This is a genomic window from Serratia quinivorans, assembly GCF_946227985.1.
Classification (GTDB): domain Bacteria; phylum Pseudomonadota; class Gammaproteobacteria; order Enterobacterales; family Enterobacteriaceae; genus Serratia; species Serratia quinivorans_A.
The window spans coordinates 1-21,018 of sequence record NZ_CAMKGL010000018.1; the positions used below are offsets into that span (position 1 = coordinate 1).

Genomic DNA, 21,018 nt, shown 5'->3' on the forward strand with positions numbered 1-21,018 from the left:
ACCAGTTAACTGTTGAACTATCACCATCGGGGTAAGTTGTGGTGCTATCACAGGTAAACAATTGATTGGCTGAAAAATAGTTCCTTGCTACATAATCACGATTACTCGCAGCGTCTGCGCCGGTAACTATATAAATGTCACCTGGATTAACTTGCTGCTTATCAATCCATATCCCCGGATTGCCTTTTGTATTCAGAGGATATTGCTGGTTTCCAACCCACGACCAGTTAACTGTTGAACTATCACCATCGGGGTAAGTTGTGGTGCTATCACAGGTAAACAATTGATTGGCTGAAAAATAGTTCCTTGCTACATAATCACGATTACTCGCAGCGTCTGCGCCGGTAACTATATAAATGTCACCTGGATTAACTTGCTCCCCCGATGTCCATATCCCCGGATTGTTTTTTGTATTCAGAGGGTATTTCTTGTTTCCACCCCACGACCAGTTACCTGTTGAACTATTACCATAAGGGTAATATGTATCACCAATACCGGCATCACAGGAAAACGATTTATTGGCTAAAAAAAAGTTCCCTGCAGTGTAATTTCTATTCCTGGCAGAGTCTGCGTCGGTCACTATATAAATGTCACCTGGATTAACTTTCTGCCCCTGGAACCATATCCCCGGATTACCTTTTGTGTTCAGAGGATATTGCTGGTTTCCAACCCACAACCAGTTACCTGTTGAACTATTGCCATCAGGGTAAGTTGTGCCTCCAGCATCACAAATAAACGATTGATTGGCTGAAAAATAGTTCCCTGCTACGTAAGATGAATTATTGGCATGATCTGCGCCGATCACCATATAAATATCAAATCGATTAACTTGCTGCCCAGTCGTCCATATCCCCGGATTGCCTTTTGTATTCAGAGGATATTGCTGGTTTCCAACCCACGACCAGGTAGCTGTTGAATTATCACCATAAGGGTAATATGTGTCACCATTATAAGAATCACAGATGAACGATTGATTGGCTAAAAAATAGTTCCCTGCTACGTAAGAGGGACCAGTGACGACGTCTGCGGCGGTAACCATATAAATATCACCTGGATTAACTTTTTGCCGCGACGTCCACATCCCCGGATTTCCTTTTGTATTCAGAGGAAATTGCTGGTTTCCAACCCACAACCAGTTAGCTGTTGAACTATTACCATGAGGGTAATATGAGGAAATGCCACCAATATTACAGGTAAATGATGTGGTGGCTAAAAAATAGTTACCGGCAGTGTAAGTACCATTATTGGCAGCGTCTGCGGCGGTAACCATATAAATATCACCTGGATAAACTTGTTTCCCCATCTTCCATATCCCCGGATTGTCTTTTGTATACGCCATATTTAATCACCTTTTTTTATAAAACAAATAATTAGTTGACTATTGCACTGTAAAAATTATCGAAGTTTTTTTGTCAGTGCCGCCTGAACGACTGCAATGCCCCTATAACCTTATCTCCATTGCGATATGAGATAGCAAAATGCTACGGGGAGTTCTTAAGCGTCAACAAAATTTTGTGTATCGGACCTCAGGTGCGCGACCATTGAGTGATATCGGCGTTTACCTGGCAGGTATGTGCGCAAATAGTCGGTTACCACGCTAAGTCAAGAAAAAAACAGTTTTCAACCCCACAAACTCCACCTGCCGTTATTGCAAGAAAATGCAATGCATAGGCGCAAGGATCTGCAAGGATCTTTGCAGGATCAAAACACCATCCGAACCCGCACCACGCGGGATTTTCTGCCCCTATGCAGGGTGCACGACTTTTTATGCATTTACTAAAGAGGGCCGGTGTGTGGGGGATCGCGCGCCGCCACCCCTGACGGTGCATCTGAGTGAGGTTGAGCAGGAGAGCCAGGAGAAGGACAAAAAGCAAAGGGGTAGCCTAGGTACGTCATGAATAATGGCATCACGATGAACCACACAGCGCGTCTGAGGTATGTTTTATAGGGGATGATTTTTCCGGATGAAATGAGGTGAAAATGACAATTGAATAATCATTCAAAAATACGCATGATAAAACAAGATGAAATTTCATTATCAGGATATTATGAAGTGCCTGTGAGGATATTCTCTTTATAGGATGATGCACATGAGAAAGTGGATCGGGGTAGATTTTGGCGGTGTGCTGACAATGTATGAGGTCAGTTAGGGTAAGGGGATGGGCGTCTGCCACGGCCTCACGAATAATAGGGCCGCGGGATCGAAAGGACTTCACGAGATGACGAACCATGTCAGAAGCCCCCCCCAGCAACTAAAGCATGCTCTCCATGAGTTTAAAGATATAGCTACTTGACTTAATCAATCTGACATTGGTACTCATAATTCAGGGTGAATATGGGTATTTACCCACCCGCTATAACAACTAAACAATGGAGATTAATTCATGGCAGTTAGTAAACTTCGGATAATGTATGGACCTCACAATGCCAGAAAGGGTTATTTGATCGCGCAAGGCCCACAAGAATCACCCACTCTTGCAATATATACTTCACCAATCGAAGGTGGTATGGAAAGCGCCGCATTATGGAAAACGGACGTGGATGCTGTAAGCTCATATAGAGCATTGACAAGCGAAAACTACAGTCGCTCAATTGCTGTTGGTAAGGAAGAATTAGCGATCCTGTCTGACAAAGTTGATAAACATTATGGTAATTTGCAATTTATTCTCCATGGTAGCACGGGCAACTTTGACGTTTTATTGAGAGACTTTAAAACTGATTTGTATCTCACAGTAAACAAAGAAAATTTACCTATTTTTTCTAAGATGGATGACAGTAACGTACAGAAATTTGTTTGGAATTTTAGCTGGCAACTATGATTTGACATAATGGAGTGTTTGCCGTTGGTAAGCACTCCATTAGTAAACACATCATTTCAAATTCAACGTGTACTCCGAAAACTGCACAACCTCTACACCGAGCCAATCGTTCAGCTCGCGCATCCGCTCTTGCAGCGGCACCAGTTCGTTACGGACAAATACCTCGCTGGCATCTGTCACACTGCCGAAGCCGCCGGTGTTATTCGGGATGATCCCCATCAGCTGCGGCGGCACCCGGTGCACGCTCAGTTCGTCATCGCGTGAGGTATTTTTGACGTTCAGGAATTCATCTTTGGCCGCCATCTGCGCCAGCGGCATGATCTGCAACCCCTCCTTCTGGCCGTTTGGCGCATAGAGGAACATGCTTTTAAAATTGCCTCGCCCCTTACCGGATTCGATGGTCTCTTTGATATTGTCGATGTCGGTTTGGTTCTGTACCGGGTCAGTTAAATAGAACACCGATCCCATGAAGGTGCCATTGTCGTAATACTTGCGGCGGAACAGCGTCGCCGATTCGTTTAACAGGATGCTGTTTATCCCGCACAGGTACTGTGGCAGGCCGTAAACCTCTTGGGTAAGATCCGGTTCCAGCAAGTGAAAAACGCTACCTTTCGGAAAGGATATGTACCCCTCACCGGTGAGTTCATTACGCTGTAAGGCGATGAAGGTTCCGGGCTTGATACCCCGGCGCATCACCAGCGCCAGCGAGCGCAGCAACTCCAAAGGCTCACCCAGCATATTTCTGCGCAATTCCAGGTACCCGTTACCATACACCAGGAAATCCAGCGCCCAACTGTTGAATTCTTTACGACTTAATAGTGGGTGCGGAATGAACGTACTCGCCAGGATATTGCGCTTCACAAACAGCGCCGAGCCGTGGTGCGGCGTGGCGCGAAACAGCCGCGCCAACCCATCAAAATCAATAGGGGTGTCATACCAAATCCCATTACTGACACACTCCAGGCATTCCATTATGGAGCCATAATTAAGCACCGGCTCAGGCTCACCAAACGTAAACGCCTGCGCTGAGGGTGCTTCTTCCTTCATCGCCAGCACCTGCTGGCGGCCACGATTGCGCTTACTCATCCGATAACCTCAAAACGGAAGCCATTGTTGGCGGAATTGCCTTCGAGCGGCTCATTAAACAGAACGTGCATCACCGCCCAGGCCAGGTCAGCATGGCCGACCGCCCCGGAACGGCTGGCGGCATAAGTGGCACTGCGACCACTGGTCGTCATCACCTTGCGAATAGCCATGAAGGACTGCGCGACGTCAGTATGACCGGCATCGAACGCCAGTCGGCCATGGCGGATCACGTTCAGCGCCTTCAGCACCATGTTAGTTTTTACCTCAACGCTGTACTGGATGCGTCGCGCTGCCGGGAAGAACTTCGAAACCAGCTTCCACACAGCATCACCAATGCCAGTCACATCGATGGCGATATGCTCAACATGGTATTGATCGGTCAGCCCCTTGATGGCCTTGGCCTGCGCCTCGTAGTCATTGCCGTCCCAGCGGTGACGTTCCAGCACGCGGAACTGACCGCCCGGCACCTCCGGCGGCGCCATCACCACGCAACCAGCACTGTCGCCCCCTTCATTGCCGCCGTTTGGGTCGTAACCGATCCACACCGGGCGATAGGCAAACGGCCGTAACAGCAGCGGCTGGAAGTCGGCCCACTCTTCCCAGGCGTCCACCATGCAACGTTGAAGCGCTTCGAATGGAAACACCGAGGTGCTGTCGTCGATAAACTCACACAGCAACAGATTGCGGAACTCTTCCGGCGGGTACTCACGGCGTAACTGCTCCAGGCTGGCCCGGTTAAAACCGCGCGAAATAGCGGTTTCAATTGTCACCACCTGACGCAGTTGGCCGTCTTCGAACGGGCGAATATCGACCAGTGACGCCGGTGACACATCCAGTTCGATCCGCTCATTTTTGGGGCGACCGATGTTAAACGCCTCACCCGACCAGAACGAATAGGCCTCATGGGTCAGCGTGGACGGGGTAGAAAAATAGGTTTGACGGAACTGGCTTTGCATCGCCATACCGGACGCCACCTTGCGCAGCGTCTGGAATTTCGGCACCCAAAAATACTCATCGAAATACAGGTTGCCGGTGTAGCTCTGCGCGGTTCGTGCACTGGTACCGAGAAAATACAGTTTCGCGCCGTTCGGCAGCTTGATCGGGTCGCCGCTGAGATCGAGATCGGCCTCCTGCGCAAACTCCAGTATGTAGTTTTTGAACACATGCGCCTGCGCCTTACTGGCAGACAGGAAGATCTGATCGCGCCCGGTGTGCATCGCATCGAGCAGTGCTTCACGGGCAAAGTACCAGGTTGCCCCAATCTGGCGCGATTTGAGGATGTTGCGAATGCGGTATTCGGTGTTGTGGCCGGCGCGGTACCAGATTTTCTGGTACTCGTGGATCTGCTCGAAAAACACCGACTCCAGCTGCTCAAGCTGCACATCGGTGAAGGCGTTGCGGGTCGGCGGTTTGCGCTTGCCACTGTGGCGGCGCTCGACATTGGGGTTGAGATCGGCTTCTTTGCCGGTGGCTTCGTATTTGGTGATCCGCGCCTGGCGCTCCATCTGCCGGCTCAGTGCATCCAGCTCCTTCAGGTCGGTATCAGTTTTAACCTCCTTCACCACCAACTGACAGTAGCGCTCAGAAGTCGTCATCTCCACGCGGGACAACGGGCTGTAGTTATCCCAGCCGTCGCGCTGCTTCCAGCTGTAGAGGGTATTGGGTTTGACGCCCAGCATCCGGGCGATGCACGAGAGCTTGAGCCCCTGCCAGTAGTGATACATGGCCTGGCGTCGGGGATCGAGATCGGCGGCGGTAACGGTGACTTTCATGCTCATGCCGCAAGCCTACCCGCGCCCGCACCTGACCGACGCCCCGCCGACGTTGTGCCAGCGCTGACACAACGCCACCGCGTTGCCGCCCCGGCTTTGCATCGTGACTATAGCCAAAAATCATTCAGCAAAGCGAGCCACGCAATGGGTAAGAAATCGAAATTCGTGCAGGTGTGCGTCGAAGGGGCCACTACCGACGGTCGGGAGATCAGTCGTCAGGATATTCAGGACATGGCAGATACCTACGATCCGAAACTGTATAACGCCCGCGTCAACCTGGAGCATTACCGCGGCATCATGCCCAACGGCCCGTTCAAGGCCTACGGCGATGTTACCGGCGTAAAAGCCGAGGAAATTCAGGACGGCCCACTTCAGGGCAGGCTGGCACTCAGGGCACAGATTGACGCCACAGACGACCTGGTCGAGATGAACCGCGCCCGCCAGAAGGTGCACTCCAGCATCGAGTTCCACCCCAACTTTGCCAAGACCGGCAAGGCCTATCTGACTGGGTTGGCCGTCACCGACAGCCCGGCAAGCCTCGGCACCGAGATCATGCAGTTCAGCTCCACCGCCGCCGTTAACCCGCTGGCGCACCGCAAGTCCGATCCGGCCTGCCTGTTCACCGCCGCCGAAGAAGTGACGTTCGAGTTTGAGGACATTCCCGACAACAAGCCGTCACTGCTGACCAAGGTGAAGGAAATGTTCGCCAGCCGCGACAAGGCCGGCAGCAGCCAGATGGACGATGTGCACCTGGCCGTGACTGAAATTGCCGAGCACCAACAGCAGCAGGATGAAAAATTCGGCCAACTGACCGAACTGGCGACCACCGTCACTCAGTTGAACGAACAGGTCACGGCGCAGCAAACCGAGCTCACCGCGCTGAAGCAAAAGCTCAGCAGCACCGACGCCAGCCAGTCCTTCCGCCCGGAAGCCACCGGCGCGCAAGCCGAACACATAACAGATTGCTAAAAGGCTAAAAATCATGATCCCAGAAACAGAGTTGGCGTTTGGTCAATACCTGACGCAGCAGGCCAAGCTTAATGGCATCACGACGGCCATCATCACCGCCGGCAAGAAGTTCACCGTTGTACCTTCTGTTGCGCAGCGCATTGAAAAACGCATCCAGGAAAGCAGTAACTTCCTGAAAGCGATTAACATCATGCCGGTTATCAATCAGCAGGGTCAAAAGATTGGCCTGGGCGTCAGCGGACCGGCAGCCAGTAACACGGATACCACCCAGAAAGACCGTATGCCGCGCGATCTCAGTGATATGACGGCACAGAACTATTTCTGCCAACAAACCAACTTCGATACGCTGCTGCGTTACGAAAAAATCGACATGTGGGCCGCGTTCCCGAACTTCCAACCCATTCTGCGCGACAGCATCCTGCAACGCCAGGCACTGGACCGCATTATGATCGGCTGGAACGGGACGCACCGCGCCAAGACCTCCGATCCGGTCGCATTCCCGCTGTTGCAGGATGTCGCGCCGGGCTGGCTGCAAAAATGCCGCGATGATGCGCCGGCGCGCGTTATGACTGGCGGTAAAGATGCGACCAAGGTCGTGATCGGCAAAGACGGCGACTATGAAACGCTTGATGCCGCGGTGATGGATGCGACAGATAACCTGATCGCCTCGTGGTATCAGGATGATCCGAAGCTGGTCGTGATTTGCGGTCGTCAGTTGCTTGCCGATAAGTATTTCCCGTTGATCAACCAGCAACAGCCCAACAGCGAAGCGCTGGCGGCAGACATTATCATTAGCCAGAAACGCATCGGCGGATTACAGGCCGTGCGCGTGCCGTACTTCCCAGCCAACGCTCTGATGATCACCCGCCTGGATAATCTGTCTATTTACTGGCAGAAAGGCACCCGTCGCCGCTGCATTCTGGACAACGCCAAACGTGACCAGATTGAAAACTACGAGTCCGTCAACCAGGACTACATCGTCGAAGATTACGAAGGGTGCTGCGTGATCGAAAACATCGACATGACGCATGCGCCACTGGATGGCAAGGCACCGGTAGAGCAGGAAGACATGGTTAACAACGCGATAGCAAAAGTCGTTGAAGCCATGGCCGCCGCCTTCCAGCGCATCCCGGCCGCAGAAAGCGCCCGCCAGCCAGAGACGCAAGGCACCATCGATGTTGCCGCGGTAGCACCTGTACCGCAATCACCGACCGGGGTACAGGGTGAGCAGGCCAATGCGGAACAACAGGCGGAGACGCCACCGGTGCAGGATAACGCGCCAGATCCGCAGGCTGATGCCAAACCCGACACGAAAAAAGGCAAGTAAATCATGATGACCCCGGCCCGCAAGCATTTTATGCGCGAAACCGCCGCCAGCGTGACCGATGTTGCCCCCTTGTCCCGCATGGAAGCGGGTACCTACAACCTGATGTTGCGCAAGCTGGCAGAAGACAAGCGCAGCCTGGCACGGTTGCAGAGCGGCGATCGCCGCAGCGCCTTCAAGCGCAAGGTGTTGCCGGATTACGCCCCCTGGATAGAGGGCGTGCTGCAATCGGACAAGGGCACGCAGGACGATGTGCTGGTGACGGTAATGATTTGGCTGATTGACATTGGCGAACCCGGCACCGCGATGCCGTTGGCGACTTACGCACTGAAGCACCGTCTTACCATGCCAGGCTATGACCGCCAAACAGCGACCATCATCGCCGAAGAAATCGCCAACGCCGCGCTCACACAGCACAGCCTGTCGCAGCCGCTGGAACTGACTGTGCTGCAGCAAACGCTGGAGCTCACCGCCGACAAGGATATGCCGGACGAAGCCCGATCCAAGCTGCTGAAAGCCCTGGGCTATGCGCTGGAACAGGCAGGCCAGCAAAAGCAGGCCGTGATTGCCCTTGAGCAAGCCCTGCGCCTGAACCAGCGCGCCGGCGTGAAAAAAGACATTACCCGCCTGAACAAGACGGACGAGTAACCGAACCCCCAACCAGGGCGGAACAGCGGCGGCGGGCGCCAGCCTTCGGGCTACGGCAAACAACGCCGCTGTCCCCCGCCCGCCTAATTACCGAGGTTGCATGAACGGATTTATCGCCGGCGAACCCGCAGCAAAAAAAGCCGACATCATCAGCAACGGCGACTTCTGGCCGGCTATTTGCCCGCTGGAGTTCACCGGTGCTATGCGCCTGGATGGCACAGCCACGCCGGAACGCCAGCGCGAGGCGCTCATCACTGCGATGGTGAACGTCAATCGCGAGCTGCAAGCCTGGCGACTGACGCAGCAGGAAGTGGGCTACCTCACCTTGCGGAACGTGCCGTATGACGACCCGGTCGACGGTGACAGCCCCCGAGTGCACAACTACCGCCGGGCGGTGTTCTGCATCGCCAAGGCCAACATCACCGAACGCTACCGGGATTTTGACGCCACCGCCAAGGGTGACCGCCGCGCTGCCAGCCTGGAAAGCGAGGTCGATGATTTGTGGCGGGATGCGCGCTGGGCCATGCGCGAGTTACAGGGGCTCAATCACAACACCGTGGCGCTCATCTGATGAAGGTCGCCGCCCAGCAGCGTGAAACCCTCGAAATGATCTGCTACCGGTACTACGGCAAAACCGCCGGCGTCACCGAGGCGGTGATGGATGCCAATCCAGGTATTGCGGATTTCGGGGTGTTTTTGCCTTACGGCTACGCTGTCGAAATGCCGGACCAGGTCGTCGCACCGACCACCGACACCGTTCAATTGTGGGATTAACACAGCGAGATTTTAGGAAGGTATTCAATGAACAAGCGCAAGAGTACATGGGTTGCCGGCATCCTGCTTGCCGCCGCGATCGTCGTCCTGGCCGCCTGCTCTGCCGTGTCATACACCCGCGTGACCGGACCCAAAGGGGAAGGCGTGACTAATGCCGAGGTACAGCCCAACAACACCGTCGTGCTGCAATTCCCGCACGGCGCCGCCTGCATCGACACCAACCCCGGCGAAAGCAAAGCCTGCACCGGGCAGGGGAAATAACATGCCAAACCTGAAACTCACCGTGTTCACGCTGCTGTCGTCCCTGCTGATTTCCGGCTGCGTCTCGCCGGGATTGGGCGTGCAGGTCACTTCCAGCGCGCCCATGAGCGTGACGCGCGTGACGTTTCACGGCAACACAGTAATTCTATGTCAGGTAGGTGAATAAAAATGCTCAAACCCGCACTGCTGCGCAAGGCCCTGATGGAAGCAGTACCGGCATTCAGGAACGATCCGGACAAGCTGCACCTTTATGTTGAGCACGGCAACATCGTGTCAACGCTGGCGCCGTCGCTGTCCCATGAGTACCAGTACACACTGAGCGTCACCGTGACCGATTTCGGCGGTGACGTGGACTTGGTCATGGTGCCGATCCTCAGCTGGCTGCGCCGGCACCAGCATGACGGCATGGCGAACCCCGACATGCGCCAGGAGGCCTTCCGCTTTGAGGTCGATATTCTCAGCCATGAGAGCTGCGACATTGAAATCGCCCTCAAGTTGACGGAGCGCGTCATCGTGACCGAGGGCGACCTCGGCGTCCTGACCGTCAAGCACGTTGACGAACCGTCCACCCCTTACGATCGCCACGGCCCCTTCCACATGAAGGACGTGCCCGGCAGTGAATGGACGGTGTGACCATGCTCGATGACAATTTTTACGCCATTGATACTTGGCTGCAGGGCTTGTTGACCCAGCTCTCCCCGCCACGCCGCAAGGCCATGAATATTGTGATCGCCCGCGAGCTGCGACGCCGCAACCAAAAGCGCATCACCCAGCAGAAAAACCCGGACGGTTCGCCGTTCGCCGCCCGCAAGCGTCTGCGTGATAAACAGGGACGCATCCGCCGCGCCATGTTCGCCAGGCTAAAAACGGCCAAAAACATGAAGGTGGCGGCAACGCCCAATGAAGCGGCGGTGTTCTTTGAGGGGCGTCGGGGTTATATCGCCCGCACGCACCAGTACGGACTTGAGGACAGCGTCAGCCGCAACGGGCCGCGGGTGAAATATCCCGCCCGGCGCTTGCTGGGATTTGACGACACCGGGGTTAAGGAGATTGAGCGCCAGATACTGGATTTTCTGGGGAAAGGTCTTTAACCCGACTGTACCAGCGCCCACACAACGCCCATCCCGTGAGATTTTCAATACTTTAGCGGCAGACTGCACTCATGAACGAAAATATCACCGAACTTTTACGTCTCCTGCACAACCTGATCAATATCGGCATCGTCGCCGAGGTTCAGGGCAGTAAATGCCGTGTGCAAATCGGCGGCGACCCAGAACGCACCACCGACTGGATCACCTGGCTGACGATACGCGCCGGTGCCGCCAAAGTGTGGTGGCCGCCGTCGGTGGGCGAACAAGCGATGCTACTCGGCATGGGTGGCGAACTGACCACCGCATTTTGTTTCGGGGGGATCTTCAGTGACGCCAATCCCGCCCCCTGTGACCTGCCGAACGCGTTACACATCAGCTTCCCGGATTCGGCTGTGCTGCAGTACAACCCCGACGACAGCAGCTTCTTGCTGACTGGTGCCAAAACCGCCTACATCAAGGTGGAAGAAAAGACCACCTGGGACTGCCCGGACAACGAGTTCCTCGGCAAAGTGACGGCAGAAAGCCTGAACATCACCCAGGGCGGGGAAATGCACGGCGACATCACCCACAGTGGCGGCAGCTTTACCTCCAACGGCATACAGGTGGACGCCCACGGACACAGCGGCGTCAAGAAAGGCGATGACGAGACGGGAGGGCCGGTCAAATGATGTACCTCGGCATGAACGCCGGCAGCGGCGAACCCATCACCGATCTGGATCATATTCGCCAGTCCGTGAGCGACATCCTGAACACCCCCGTCGGCAGCCGGGTGATGCGCCGTGACTACGGTTCGCTGCTGTCGATGCTTGTCGATGCGCCGGCCAATGACGCCATCCTGCTGCAAATGATGTCAGCCACCTACAGCGCCGTCATGCGCTGGGAGCCACGCGTGGTCGTTAAGGCGTTAACACTGGTCACCAATACCCAGCCCGGCAGTTACACCGCCGACCTGGTCTGTAGCCGCAGTGACAGCGACAGTACCTTCACCCTTTCCGCCAGCATCGGAGGGCCGACCTGATGGCTACCATCGACCTATCCTTGCTGCCGCCGCCGAACGTGATTGAGCCACTCGATTATGAGTCCCTGCTGACCGCCATTCAAAGCCGCATCATTGAACTTACCGACGAGAAAGACCGCCCCGCGGTCAGAACCGTACTGGCACTGGATTCCGAGCCACTGACCAAGCTCACCCAGGCATACGCCTACCGTGCATTGCTCCAGCGCCAAAGCATTAATGATGCGGCCCGCGCTGTCATGCTGGCCTACGCCGGCGGTGCGGATCTGGACAACCTGGCGGCCAATTTCAATGTGTATCGACTGGTGATCCGCGCAGCAGATCCGGCAACCATCCCGCCAACGCCGGCGATCATGGAGTCAGACAGTGATTTCCGCAAACGTACCCAGCAAGCCTTTGAAGGGCTGAGCGTGGCAGGGCCGACCGCCGCCTATGAGTTTTTCGCCCGCAGCGCCGACGGCAGAGTCGCCGACGCCAAAGCCTTCAGCCCGTCGCCTGCCTGCGTCACGGTAACGGTATTATCCCGCGACGGTGACGGTACCGCGGATCAGGCGCTGCTCGATAAGGTCACGGCCACCCTGAGCGATGAAGATACGCGCCCGGTCGCCGACCGGCTGACGGTGCAGTCGGCCAGCATCGTCAGCTATAACGTGGTGGCAACCCTGCATTACTACCCCGGCCCGGAAGCCGACCCCATCCGGCAGGCGGCCATCGCCCGGTTGCAGGCCTATATCAATGCCCAACACCGCATCGGCCGCGGGGTGTACCTCTCCGCCATTGATGCGGCGCTGTCAGTTGAAGGCGTGGAGCACGTGGTCATCACTGAACCCAAAGCCGATCTGGTGCTGGATAAAACCCAGGCATCGTGGTGCGCTGCGCCGCAAGTCACCCTGGCGGCAATGAATGACTGATCGCATCCTGCCGACCGGCGCCACACAGCTTGAGCTGCACGCGGAGCAGGCCAGTGCCGAGGTGAGTGCCGCACCGGTACCGCTGCGCCAACTGTGGGACCCAGACACCTGCCCGCTGAAACTATTGCCTTACCTGGCCTGGGCGTTCTCTGTCGATCGTTGGGATGAAACCTGGGATGAAGCCACCCAACGCGACGTGGTGAAGCAATCGTATTTTGTGCACCGGCACAAAGGCACCATTGGCGCACTGCGGCGCGCAGTCGAACCAATGGGCTACGTGATCAGCATCACCGAGTGGTGGCAGAACAACAAAGCACCCGGCACGTTCGAGATGGTAGTCGGTACGCTGGATACCGGCATCACCCCAGAGATGTACACCGAACTTGAACGCGTCATAGGCGACACCAAGCCGTGCAGCCGCCACCTAACCACCCTGTCTATCTCCCTGGAAACCCTGGGCGATGTATGGATTGCCGCCGCCAGCTACGACGGCGACACCATGACCATTTACCCCTATTTGCCTGACGCCATCGAGACAACCTCACCGGCCTGCGTCGGTGCAGCACTCCACGTTATTGACACTATGGAGATTTTCCCATGACCGCGAAATATTTTGCCCTGCTGACCAATGTCGGTGCCGCCAAGCTGGCGAACGCCACCGCGCTCGGCAATGAGTTGGCGATCACCGCCATGGCGGTGGGTGATGCCAATGGCACTGAGCCCACACCAGACCCGGCACAAACAAAACTGATCAACGAGTGCCACCGCGCACCGCTCAACAGCCTGCGCGTTGACCCAAAGAACCCTAGCCAGGTGATTGCCGAACAGGTGCTGGCGGAAACCGTCGGCGGTTGGTGGATACGTGAAATCGGCCTGTACGATGCTGCCGGCGACCTGATCGCCATCAGCAACTGCCCGCCGTCGTACAAGCCACTGATGGCCGAGGGTTCAGGACGCGATCAGATCATCCGCATGATCCTGATAGTCAGCAGCAGCGATGCCGTGGAGCTAAAAATTGACCCGTCCGTCGTACTGGCAACGCGCGAATACGTGGACGACTCCATCGAAGCCCACGCCAAAACTCGCAACCATCCCGACGCCAGCACCACCGCGAAAGGGTTGGTGCAGCTCAGCAGCGCCACCAACAGCACCAACGAAACTATGGCCGCCACCCCCAAGGCCGTGAAAGCCGCTTATGACCTGGCGAACGGCAAGCTGTCCAGTGTCCCCGACGCCAGCACAGCGGCAAAAGGTGTCGTACAGCTCAGTAGCGCGACCAATAGCACCAGCGAAACCCTGGCCGCCACGCCCAAGGCCGTAAAGGCCGCTTATGACTTGGCGAACGGCAAATTATCCAGCGTCCCCGATGCCACCACGACGGCAAAAGGCATCGTGCAGCTCAGTAGCGCCACGAACAGCACCAGCGAGACATTGGCAGCCACGCCCAAAGCGGTAAAGGCGGCTTATGACCTCCCTGGTGCCTCTGGTCTGGGAGTTGGGCCTGTAGCAAAGACCGACGCTTACAGCAACATTGGGCAGATTTACCGGGTCAATAACTCCTCTACCAATAAGCCCCCGGCAACGACAGGCAATGTATCAGCGGGTGTGGTGTGTTTACCGATGGATGCATCACCGTCAGCGGGTTACCTGGCCGTTGTTGGCGGTAGTATGGCTGCGTATGTCGGTTTTTCCGGGGTAGCAGCCGGCGGTATCACCTGGGCGCGAATTTACACCGACAAATACAAACCGACGGCAGCAGATATTAATGCGGCCGACGTTCGAAACAACTTCGCGGCCAAGATGGGTGTAGCACGCGTTATTTCTGGCACAAATAAACCCACATCTCCAGGCGTCTGGAGTGTGGAAAACAGCACATGGACGCCATACCCGTACGGGACTCTTTATGTAACAACCAACAACGCTGATTTGAGCGTAACACCTGGGGATAACAAGTTTATTCACTACCTATTCATTGCTCATGGGGCGGCGAACAAGTTCTACGTAGCTACAGAAGTAAACGGCTCATTTGTCGGCTGGGAAAGTTACCTTTCCAAAAAGGGCGGCACGCTAACCGGCCCGCTGGACGTTGGCGGAAAGATTTCCCTCTCCGACGGGCTGGAACTTGGCAACCAAAAAGCCCCATCGCCCGCCTATATCGATTTTCACACCGACGGAGCAGCAACGGACTATAACGCCCGGATAATTTCCCCGCAGGGGACAACCGAGATTCAGTTGATTGCTGCGGACAGTGCCAATAACGGCAGCGGCATTATTCGCCTGCTGGGCAACAAGAGTGATCAACTTTCGTTCGCCCTCCAGGGCACGGCGCACCGGGGGTTAGCATGGCGTAAATGGGGTAGTGATGACCGCCCGACGGTATTGGAATTGGATGTTGATGGTGGCATCTGGCTTATCAGCGTTGACCACACCAAAGACGACAAGGCCGCACTGGGTGTCAATGGTGTTGTTAGCTGTGAGGGCGTGAATGTTGGCAATGCTCGTATGGCTGCCGACGGCAACATATGGGGCACGTGCTGGGGCGGTGATTACCTGAGTAATTATCTCAATAATAATTTTGTCCGCGGTATAAAAATCGGCCCGCGAGTGACCTTCTGGAGTGGTGCCCCTGGCTGGAGTGACGACTGGGATAACTTAATCCCCCAGGGCGCGGTAAACATTGCGTCACAAACGCATGGCGATGACCGCGTCAACCGCGTGGTGTATGCCTATGTCATGGTCAATATTGGCGGTAATTGGGTTAACGCAGGGTGATGATATGAAATCGTTAGGAAAGTTTACGGCCTATACGCCAACTAAAAAAGAGATGCCCGACCTCATGGAGGGCATCAACTACCTGAAAAACGAAACCGGCATCGACTGGTATTCCATCTCATGGGATAAAAAGCGCACGGGAAAGAACATTTACGTTCTGGCCGATGATAATGGCGATGTCGTCTGCGCCAGCGACCAGGGCGAACTGCTGTTTCCGCAAGGCTTTACGGTGTACGAGCTACCTAAAGAAGAGGCTCCAGACAATCTACTGGGCAAACTCTATTGGAAAGTCGTGGATGGCGAACTGGTGCCACCCAACATCGAATACCTCAACGGGACCACGTTAAAAAGCCAGCGTCAGCGGGAAGCAGATAGTGCCATCCGCCTGCTGGAACGCGCCGTAAAGCACAACATGGCTACCGACGAAGAGAAAGCCCAGCTTGAAGCCTGGGAGCGCTACAGCGTACTGCTGAGCCGTGTTAACCCGGAGGATGCGCCAGATATTAAGTGGCCAACCTCTCCAGCAGAGCAGCCGCCAGGACCGTTAGTCGCCAAGGCTCAGCGTAAAAAGAAGTAAGCTGCAGCACAGACAGAAGCACTGCTGCCCGATGGCGGCGGTGTTGTCTCTCGTACCACACAATGCCGCCCGCGTGAGTCCCCACCCAAACATAGGCATGCTGACGAAAATCCCACATCGGAGTTTCGTCACATGCCTGAAGATTATCATCACGGTGCCCGCGTCGTTGAAATCAACGACGGCGGTCGCACCATTACCACCATCAGTACCGCAATCATCGGCATGGTGTGCACCGCGCAGGATGCTGACGCGACCACCTTCCCACTTGATACCCCCGTTTTGCTTACCGACGTGCAGGCCGCTGTCGGCAAGGCTGGCGTCAAAGGCACCCTGGCCGCGTCATTGCAAGCTATTGCAGACCAAACCCAACCTGTCACCGTCGTCGTCCGCGTGGCAGAAGGCGCTGATGAGGCTGCGACAACCACCAATGTGATCGGCGGTGCAGACGCGAACGGCAATTACACCGGCATGAAAGCCCTGCTCTCTGCCCAGGCCGTGCTCGGCGTCAAGCCCCGCATTCTGGGGGCGCCAGGACTGGATAATAAGGATGTCACCGCCGCTATGGCGGCCATCGCCCAGCAACTGCGCGGGTTCGCGTATGCCAGCGCCTGGGACTGCAAGGCCGTTTCCGACACCATCACCTACCGCGGTAATTTCAGCCAGCGTGAGCTAATGCTGCTTTGGCCTGACTTCCTCAGTTGGAACAACACCACCAACGCCGCAGATATTGCTTTTGCTACCGCCCGCGCGCTGGGGCTTCGCGCCAAGATTGATCAGGACATCGGCTGGCATAAAACGATTTCCAATATCGGTGTCAACGGCGTGACCGGCATTTCCAAGGGCGTGTTCTGGGATTTGCAGAACACCGGTACCGATGCCGATCTGCTGAACAAAGCCGATGTGACCACGCTCATTAACAAGGATGGCTACCGCTTTTGGGGCGACCGCAGCTGTTCAGATGATCCACTGTTTGCCTTCGAAAACTACACCCGCACCGCGCAGGTGCTGGCCGACACCATCGCCGAAGCGCAGATGTGGGCCGTCGACATGCCGATGACCCCGTCGCTGGTGAAAGACATGGTGCACAACATCAATGCCAAATTCCGCGAGATGGTCAGCAACGGCTATCTCATCGGCGCCAACTGCTGGTATGACGACACCATCAACACCCCAGACACCCTGAAGGCAGGCAAGCTCGCGGTCGATTACGACTACACCCCAGTGCCGCCGCTGGAAGACCTGACACTGCGTCAGCGCATCACCGACCGCTACCTGGCGGACTTTGGCAAGAGCATCAACAGCTAGGAGACGCTACATCATGGGATTACCCAGAAAGCTTAAATACTTCAACGTGTTCCTCAACGGTGCCGATTATCACGGTGTTGCCGAGTCCGTCACACTGCCCAAGCTCACCCGCAAAATGGAAGCCTGGCGCGGCGCTGGCATGAGCGGCGCGGTGCAAATTGACATGGGGATGGATGACGAAGCGCTCACCATCAACTGGACGCTGGGCGGTTATGACGCCCTGCCTTACACACTGATGGCCGCCCCCGTGATCGACGCCGTAATGGTGCGTTTCGCCGGCTCCCTCCAGCGCGACGACACCGGCGAGATTTCCGCCATTGAAGTGGTTGTTCGTGGCCGCAACAAGGAGATCGACCCCGGCGACAGCAAGGAAGGCGAGAACACCTCACTAAAAATCACCACCGAGTGCAGCTACTACAAGCTGACTATCGATGGCGTGGACATTATCGAGATCGATAACGTCAACCTGATTGAGAAGGTCGGCGGTAACGACCGCATGGCGCAGCACCGTAAAAACATGGGTTTAATGTAAATTCCGGGGCACAAGCCCCGCCAACAATTGGAGCACCACCATGAGCAAACCCAAAGAAGGCGTTAATGTCACCCTGGACACACCGCTGATTCGTGGTGATAACGAGGTTACCAAGATCCAGCTCACCAAGCCAAGCAGTGGCGCGCTACGTGGGACAACCCTGGCCGATCTGATGTCGCTGGACGTCTCGGCGCTGTGTAAGGTACTGCCGCGCGTAAGTTCCCCAGCACTAACTCAGCAGGAACTCAACAGCATGGATCCGTCTGACTTGGTTCAACTGGGCACGGCGTTCCTGGATTTTTTGTTGCCGAACTCGGTACGGGAAAACCTCCCGCAGGATTAAGCGTCGAGGACCTCATGGCGGACATTGCGTCGGTATTTCACTGGCCGCCATCCGAGATGTACCCCATGACCATCAGCGAGCTGCTCACCTGGCGCGAGAAGGCCGCTCAACGCAACGGTGCAGACGATGAGTGACCGCAAGCTACAACTGCAAGTTTTATTCAACGCGGTGGACAAACTCTCCGCACCACTGAAAAACCTCAAGGCCAGCAACAATAAGCTGGCCGCCGCCACACGCGAAACCCGCAAGCAGATCAAGCAACTGGAAGACCAGGCTGGCAAGGTCGGCACGTTCAACAAGCTGCGTGATGCTGTGGGGCAGAACGCAGTAAAGCTAAAAGAATCCGCCCGCGAGCTTCGCAATGTGCGCCGCGCCTTTCAGGAGACAGAAAACCCCAGCCAGAAACTGACTACGGAGCTGAACAGGCAGACCCGCGCACACCAGAAGCTGCTGAAGGCACAACGGGACGAGCTGGGCAAACTCAGCCAGGTACGCGGCGAGCTTCACCGCAACAACATCGACACCAAAGAGCTGGCGTATTCTCAGTCGTTGCTCAGCAAAAAAACGATGCTGGCGAACGCCGCCATGGCAAAACAGGAAGGCCAGCTCAAGCGCAACGGTGAGATGCTACGCCGGTACCAGAAGGTCAAGGAGGTGCGCAATAACCTTGCCATCAAGGGCACGGGTATGGTTGTGGCTGGCGCCGGTGTGATGGCGGCAGTCATGCCGAGCATCAACGAGCAGTCGAAGTACCAGCAGCAGGTTGATCAGTTTCGCGCCCTGGGCGTGGATGACAAAACCATCAACAACGCCAAGGCCTTTGCCGACAACCTGCACATCGTGGGCAACAGCATCACCGACAACCTGGAAACGCTGAAAGAGGCCCATGCGGTACTGCGTCATTACGACGAGGCCAAAATGGTGACGCCCGAGCTGCTGCAAATGAAGTTCGCGACCAACTTCCTGTCGGCGCGGGGGCTGAGCGAAGAGTCCGCGCACACCCTGCGCGACCAGGCGCCCGCCGTCCTGAAAATCGCGGAGTTGCGCAACCAGATTAATACCCCGGAACAGTTCAAGCAGTCGGTCAACATGTCAACGCAGGCCTTTGCGGCGTCGGGTGGCATGGTAAAACCTGAGGATTATCTGGAGTTTATCAAAACAGGCGGGGAAGCCACCAAGAACCTGTCTCCCGAAGCATTTTACTTCGGCTTCTCCCACATCATGCAGCAGATGGGCGGCGATCGCACTGGCTCGGCGCTTGCCAGTCTGACCTCTGGCTGGGTGGGCAAGCACATTGACGAACGCTCCAAGGATGCGCTGGCATCCCTGGGGCTGGTCGATCCTAAGAGCGTAAAATACAGTAAGACCGGGCACGTCAAGGACTTCAAGCTACTGAATCAGGAGGCCTTCCAGAGCGATCCGACCGCCTACCTGATGCAGGAAGTGCTGCCGCGCATCAAGCAGAAATACCCGAACCTGAATGACGCCGGCATACGCAACATCATTACCAGTCTGACCTCAAATCATAAGGCACAGGACCTGTTGGCACTGATGTACCGCGAACACGGTAACATCGAAAAGCAAGTCACCGCTGGTCGCCAGGCGTATGGCGTTGATCAGCTGGTTAAGCTGGGGAAAAACAACCCCGCCGGCAAAAAGCTGATCCTGGAAAAACAGGCAGAAGACCTTAAAAAGCAGATTGGCGCCGATCTGATGCCAGCCTATGTCGCCGCGCTGGACAAACTGGCGAAGGCGATCAGCGTCGTTAACACCGAGATGAAAAAGCACCCGCGGATGGCAAAGTATCTGATCGAGGGCGTGGCGGGTGTGGGTATTCTGACCGCCGCACTGGGCGGATTGGCGCTGGCACTCGCAGGGATTTTAGGGCCGTTCGCCATGCTTCGCTATATGTGGGGCATGCTCAGCGGCGGCAGAAAATCCGCCAAAGAGATCAAGCTACTCAAGGCCGCGCTGGATGAGCTGAGCGGCGCTGGCGGTAAGGCGGCGAAGAAACCCGGCCTGATTGTTCGGGGGATAAAAATGCTCGTCGGCTGGGCCGGGAAGCTACCGAAGGTCATCAAGGTCGTGAGAGAGGTTGTCGCGGTTCTGGCGAGATCGGCCTGGTTGCGCGCCGCCTCCATGATAGCCCGCGTTGCCAGCATCTTGTCTGGCGCATTCAAGGTGGTGCGCATTGCCGTGCTGGCCTTTGGTGAGTCACTTTGGACGCTGATGGCCAACCCCATCATTGCCGCCATCGCGATCCTGATAGTGGCGCTGGGTGTGGCGGTTTATGAGATGTGGAAACACTGGGACACCGTGAAGCCGTGGCTGCTTAAGTTCTGGAGTGAGATTTGCAGCGCCATGAGCGCGGCCTGGGATTACCTAAAGCAAAAATGGAACGGCATGGTCGACTGGTTCGGGGGCCTGCCCGCCAGATTTAAGGCGTTCGGCAGTAACATCATCAACGGACTGATGAGCGGTATTGACGAGAAATGGCAGGCGCTGAAGGCCAAGATCAGCAAAGTTACCGATATGCTGCCGGACTGGATGAAACCCGGCAGCGATGAAGAACCAGGTAGCGCAGGCGCACCCAGCGCAGCCCCGCACCCCAGCATGACATACGCCCCACTCAAGCACGGCGCTGTCAGTGTGCCGGGATATGGCTCGATGCCGGCACCGGTGAACATCCACGTTTACCCCTCTGCCGGCATGGACGAAAAAACCCTGGCGCAGCACGCGGCTAATGCCCTGAAAAAACACCAGCGCCAGCAGCAGGCATCCAACCGCAGCAAGCTGGCCGACATCGACTAAGGAGCTAC

The 21,018-nt window shown here is 56.1% G+C and carries 24 protein-coding genes; 21 read left to right on the top strand and 3 right to left on the bottom strand.

The window, feature by feature from the left end; genetic code table 11:
- Positions 1-1,339, bottom strand: a 1,339-nt coding sequence (locus OCH02_RS24755; RefSeq protein WP_261433452.1) for a hypothetical protein, incomplete at its 3' end; no start/stop codon positions are given.
- Positions 1,340-2,384: 1,045 nt separating this feature from the next.
- On the opposite strand from OCH02_RS24755, the gene OCH02_RS24760 reads away from it, so the two are divergent.
- Complete coding sequence (locus OCH02_RS24760; RefSeq protein ID WP_261433453.1) at positions 2,385-2,819, top strand: hypothetical protein; 435 nt, start codon at positions 2,385-2,387, stop codon at positions 2,817-2,819.
- Between the two features lie 51 nt (positions 2,820-2,870).
- On the opposite strand, the gene OCH02_RS24765 is transcribed toward OCH02_RS24760, so the two are convergent.
- Complete coding sequence (locus OCH02_RS24765) at positions 2,871-3,905, bottom strand: phage portal protein (RefSeq protein ID WP_261433454.1); 1,035 nt, start codon at positions 3,903-3,905, stop codon at positions 2,871-2,873.
- Entirely contained in the window at positions 3,902-5,677 is a 1,776-nt protein-coding gene (locus OCH02_RS24770; RefSeq protein WP_261433519.1) for a terminase large subunit domain-containing protein, read from the bottom strand. Before OCH02_RS24770 ends, OCH02_RS24765 begins: the two co-directional genes overlap by 4 nt.
- Positions 5,678-5,821: 144 nt before the next feature.
- Here OCH02_RS24770 and OCH02_RS24775 point away from each other — a divergent pair, with 144 nt between their 5' ends.
- From OCH02_RS24775 to OCH02_RS24870, 20 genes are all read left to right on the top strand, one after another.
- The gene (locus OCH02_RS24775) at positions 5,822-6,646 is read left to right on the top strand and encodes a GPO family capsid scaffolding protein (RefSeq protein ID WP_261433455.1); all 825 of its coding nucleotides are present in this window, start codon (positions 5,822-5,824) and stop codon (positions 6,644-6,646) included.
- A 13-nt stretch (positions 6,647-6,659) separates the two neighbouring features.
- Complete coding sequence (locus OCH02_RS24780; RefSeq protein WP_315899249.1) at positions 6,660-7,973, top strand: phage major capsid protein, P2 family; 1,314 nt, start codon at positions 6,660-6,662, stop codon at positions 7,971-7,973.
- Positions 7,974-7,976: 3 nt separating this feature from the next.
- Positions 7,977-8,618: a phage terminase small subunit gene (gpM, locus tag OCH02_RS24785; protein WP_261433456.1), complete on the top strand. Its 642-nt coding sequence runs from the start codon at positions 7,977-7,979 to the stop codon at positions 8,616-8,618.
- Positions 8,619-8,718: 100 nt separating this feature from the next.
- On the top strand, positions 8,719-9,189 hold the full coding sequence (locus OCH02_RS24790; protein WP_261433457.1) for a head completion/stabilization protein: 471 nt from the start codon (positions 8,719-8,721) through the stop codon (positions 9,187-9,189).
- Entirely contained in the window at positions 9,189-9,392 is a 204-nt protein-coding gene (locus OCH02_RS24795; protein ID WP_261433458.1) for a tail protein X, read from the top strand. The genes OCH02_RS24790 and OCH02_RS24795 overlap by 1 nt, the downstream gene beginning before the upstream one ends.
- 27 nt (positions 9,393-9,419) lie before the next feature.
- Positions 9,420-9,653 (top strand): hypothetical protein, encoded by a 234-nt coding sequence (locus OCH02_RS24800; RefSeq protein WP_261433459.1) that lies wholly within the window; start codon positions 9,420-9,422, stop codon positions 9,651-9,653.
- A 1-nt stretch (position 9,654) separates the two neighbouring features.
- Complete coding sequence (locus OCH02_RS24805) at positions 9,655-9,819, top strand: hypothetical protein (protein WP_261433463.1); 165 nt, start codon at positions 9,655-9,657, stop codon at positions 9,817-9,819.
- Between the two features lie 2 nt (positions 9,820-9,821).
- Complete coding sequence (locus tag OCH02_RS24810; protein ID WP_261433466.1) at positions 9,822-10,286, top strand: phage tail protein; 465 nt, start codon at positions 9,822-9,824, stop codon at positions 10,284-10,286.
- A 2-nt stretch (positions 10,287-10,288) separates the two neighbouring features.
- On the top strand, positions 10,289-10,744 hold the full coding sequence (locus OCH02_RS24815) for a phage virion morphogenesis protein (RefSeq protein WP_261433472.1): 456 nt from the start codon (positions 10,289-10,291) through the stop codon (positions 10,742-10,744).
- 71 nt (positions 10,745-10,815) lie between these two features.
- Positions 10,816-11,412 (top strand): phage baseplate assembly protein V, encoded by a 597-nt coding sequence (locus tag OCH02_RS24820; protein WP_261433473.1) that lies wholly within the window; start codon positions 10,816-10,818, stop codon positions 11,410-11,412.
- A complete protein-coding gene (locus OCH02_RS24825) occupies positions 11,409-11,762 on the top strand; it encodes a GPW/gp25 family protein (RefSeq protein WP_261433478.1) in 354 nt (117 codons plus the stop codon). Before OCH02_RS24820 ends, OCH02_RS24825 begins: the two co-directional genes overlap by 4 nt.
- Positions 11,762-12,670, top strand: coding sequence for a baseplate J/gp47 family protein (locus OCH02_RS24830; protein ID WP_261433480.1), 909 nt, complete (start codon positions 11,762-11,764; stop codon positions 12,668-12,670). The genes OCH02_RS24825 and OCH02_RS24830 overlap by 1 nt, the downstream gene beginning before the upstream one ends.
- Complete coding sequence (locus tag OCH02_RS24835; RefSeq protein ID WP_261433481.1) at positions 12,663-13,271, top strand: phage tail protein I; 609 nt, start codon at positions 12,663-12,665, stop codon at positions 13,269-13,271. The genes OCH02_RS24830 and OCH02_RS24835 overlap by 8 nt, the downstream gene beginning before the upstream one ends.
- Positions 13,268-15,442 carry a phage tail protein gene (locus OCH02_RS24840; protein ID WP_261433482.1) on the top strand — a complete coding sequence of 725 codons (2,175 nt, stop codon included), beginning with the start codon at positions 13,268-13,270 and terminating at the stop codon, positions 15,440-15,442. The genes OCH02_RS24835 and OCH02_RS24840 overlap by 4 nt, the downstream gene beginning before the upstream one ends.
- A 4-nt stretch (positions 15,443-15,446) precedes the next feature.
- Entirely contained in the window at positions 15,447-16,019 is a 573-nt protein-coding gene (locus OCH02_RS24845; RefSeq protein WP_261433483.1) for a tail fiber assembly protein, read from the top strand.
- A gap of 132 nt (positions 16,020-16,151) precedes the next feature.
- Positions 16,152-17,324, top strand: a complete 1,173-nt coding sequence (locus tag OCH02_RS24850) for a phage tail sheath protein (RefSeq protein WP_261433484.1) — start codon at positions 16,152-16,154, stop codon at positions 17,322-17,324.
- Positions 17,325-17,337: 13 nt separating this feature from the next.
- On the top strand, positions 17,338-17,856 hold the full coding sequence (locus OCH02_RS24855; protein ID WP_261433485.1) for a phage major tail tube protein: 519 nt from the start codon (positions 17,338-17,340) through the stop codon (positions 17,854-17,856).
- A 40-nt stretch (positions 17,857-17,896) separates the two neighbouring features.
- Complete coding sequence (locus OCH02_RS24860) at positions 17,897-18,199, top strand: phage tail assembly protein (protein ID WP_261433486.1); 303 nt, start codon at positions 17,897-17,899, stop codon at positions 18,197-18,199.
- Positions 18,200-18,213: 14 nt separating this feature from the next.
- Positions 18,214-18,333, top strand: coding sequence for a GpE family phage tail protein (locus tag OCH02_RS24865; protein ID WP_261433488.1), 120 nt, complete (start codon positions 18,214-18,216; stop codon positions 18,331-18,333).
- Positions 18,326-21,010: a hypothetical protein gene (locus OCH02_RS24870; RefSeq protein ID WP_261433490.1), complete on the top strand. Its 2,685-nt coding sequence runs from the start codon at positions 18,326-18,328 to the stop codon at positions 21,008-21,010. The genes OCH02_RS24865 and OCH02_RS24870 overlap by 8 nt, the downstream gene beginning before the upstream one ends.
- Positions 21,011-21,018: the final 8 nt, after the last annotated feature.

Excerpts from the sequence above, each read along its gene's own strand:
- OCH02_RS24760 (WP_261433453.1), top strand. The coding sequence starts at position 2,385 with ATGGCAGTTAGTAAACTTCGGATAATGTATGGACCTCACAATGCCAGA.
- OCH02_RS24765 (WP_261433454.1), bottom strand. The coding sequence starts at position 3,905 with ATGAGTAAGCGCAATCGTGGCCGCCAGCAGGTGCTGGCGATGAAGGAA.
- OCH02_RS24770 (WP_261433519.1), bottom strand. The coding sequence starts at position 5,677 with ATGAAAGTCACCGTTACCGCCGCCGATCTCGATCCCCGACGCCAGGCC.
- OCH02_RS24775 (WP_261433455.1), top strand. The coding sequence starts at position 5,822 with ATGGGTAAGAAATCGAAATTCGTGCAGGTGTGCGTCGAAGGGGCCACT.
- OCH02_RS24780 (WP_315899249.1), top strand. The coding sequence starts at position 6,660 with ATGATCCCAGAAACAGAGTTGGCGTTTGGTCAATACCTGACGCAGCAG.
- gpM (WP_261433456.1), top strand. The coding sequence starts at position 7,977 with ATGATGACCCCGGCCCGCAAGCATTTTATGCGCGAAACCGCCGCCAGC.
- OCH02_RS24790 (WP_261433457.1), top strand. The coding sequence starts at position 8,719 with ATGAACGGATTTATCGCCGGCGAACCCGCAGCAAAAAAAGCCGACATC.
- OCH02_RS24795 (WP_261433458.1), top strand. The coding sequence starts at position 9,189 with ATGAAGGTCGCCGCCCAGCAGCGTGAAACCCTCGAAATGATCTGCTAC.
- OCH02_RS24800 (WP_261433459.1), top strand. The coding sequence starts at position 9,420 with ATGAACAAGCGCAAGAGTACATGGGTTGCCGGCATCCTGCTTGCCGCC.
- OCH02_RS24805 (WP_261433463.1), top strand. The coding sequence starts at position 9,655 with ATGCCAAACCTGAAACTCACCGTGTTCACGCTGCTGTCGTCCCTGCTG.
- OCH02_RS24810 (WP_261433466.1), top strand. The coding sequence starts at position 9,822 with ATGCTCAAACCCGCACTGCTGCGCAAGGCCCTGATGGAAGCAGTACCG.
- OCH02_RS24815 (WP_261433472.1), top strand. The coding sequence starts at position 10,289 with ATGCTCGATGACAATTTTTACGCCATTGATACTTGGCTGCAGGGCTTG.
- OCH02_RS24820 (WP_261433473.1), top strand. The coding sequence starts at position 10,816 with ATGAACGAAAATATCACCGAACTTTTACGTCTCCTGCACAACCTGATC.
- OCH02_RS24825 (WP_261433478.1), top strand. The coding sequence starts at position 11,409 with ATGATGTACCTCGGCATGAACGCCGGCAGCGGCGAACCCATCACCGAT.
- OCH02_RS24830 (WP_261433480.1), top strand. The coding sequence starts at position 11,762 with ATGGCTACCATCGACCTATCCTTGCTGCCGCCGCCGAACGTGATTGAG.
- OCH02_RS24835 (WP_261433481.1), top strand. The coding sequence starts at position 12,663 with ATGACTGATCGCATCCTGCCGACCGGCGCCACACAGCTTGAGCTGCAC.
- OCH02_RS24840 (WP_261433482.1), top strand. The coding sequence starts at position 13,268 with ATGACCGCGAAATATTTTGCCCTGCTGACCAATGTCGGTGCCGCCAAG.
- OCH02_RS24845 (WP_261433483.1), top strand. The coding sequence starts at position 15,447 with ATGAAATCGTTAGGAAAGTTTACGGCCTATACGCCAACTAAAAAAGAG.
- OCH02_RS24850 (WP_261433484.1), top strand. The coding sequence starts at position 16,152 with ATGCCTGAAGATTATCATCACGGTGCCCGCGTCGTTGAAATCAACGAC.
- OCH02_RS24855 (WP_261433485.1), top strand. The coding sequence starts at position 17,338 with ATGGGATTACCCAGAAAGCTTAAATACTTCAACGTGTTCCTCAACGGT.
- OCH02_RS24860 (WP_261433486.1), top strand. The coding sequence starts at position 17,897 with ATGAGCAAACCCAAAGAAGGCGTTAATGTCACCCTGGACACACCGCTG.
- OCH02_RS24865 (WP_261433488.1), top strand. The coding sequence starts at position 18,214 with ATGGCGGACATTGCGTCGGTATTTCACTGGCCGCCATCCGAGATGTAC.
- OCH02_RS24870 (WP_261433490.1), top strand. The coding sequence starts at position 18,326 with ATGAGTGACCGCAAGCTACAACTGCAAGTTTTATTCAACGCGGTGGAC.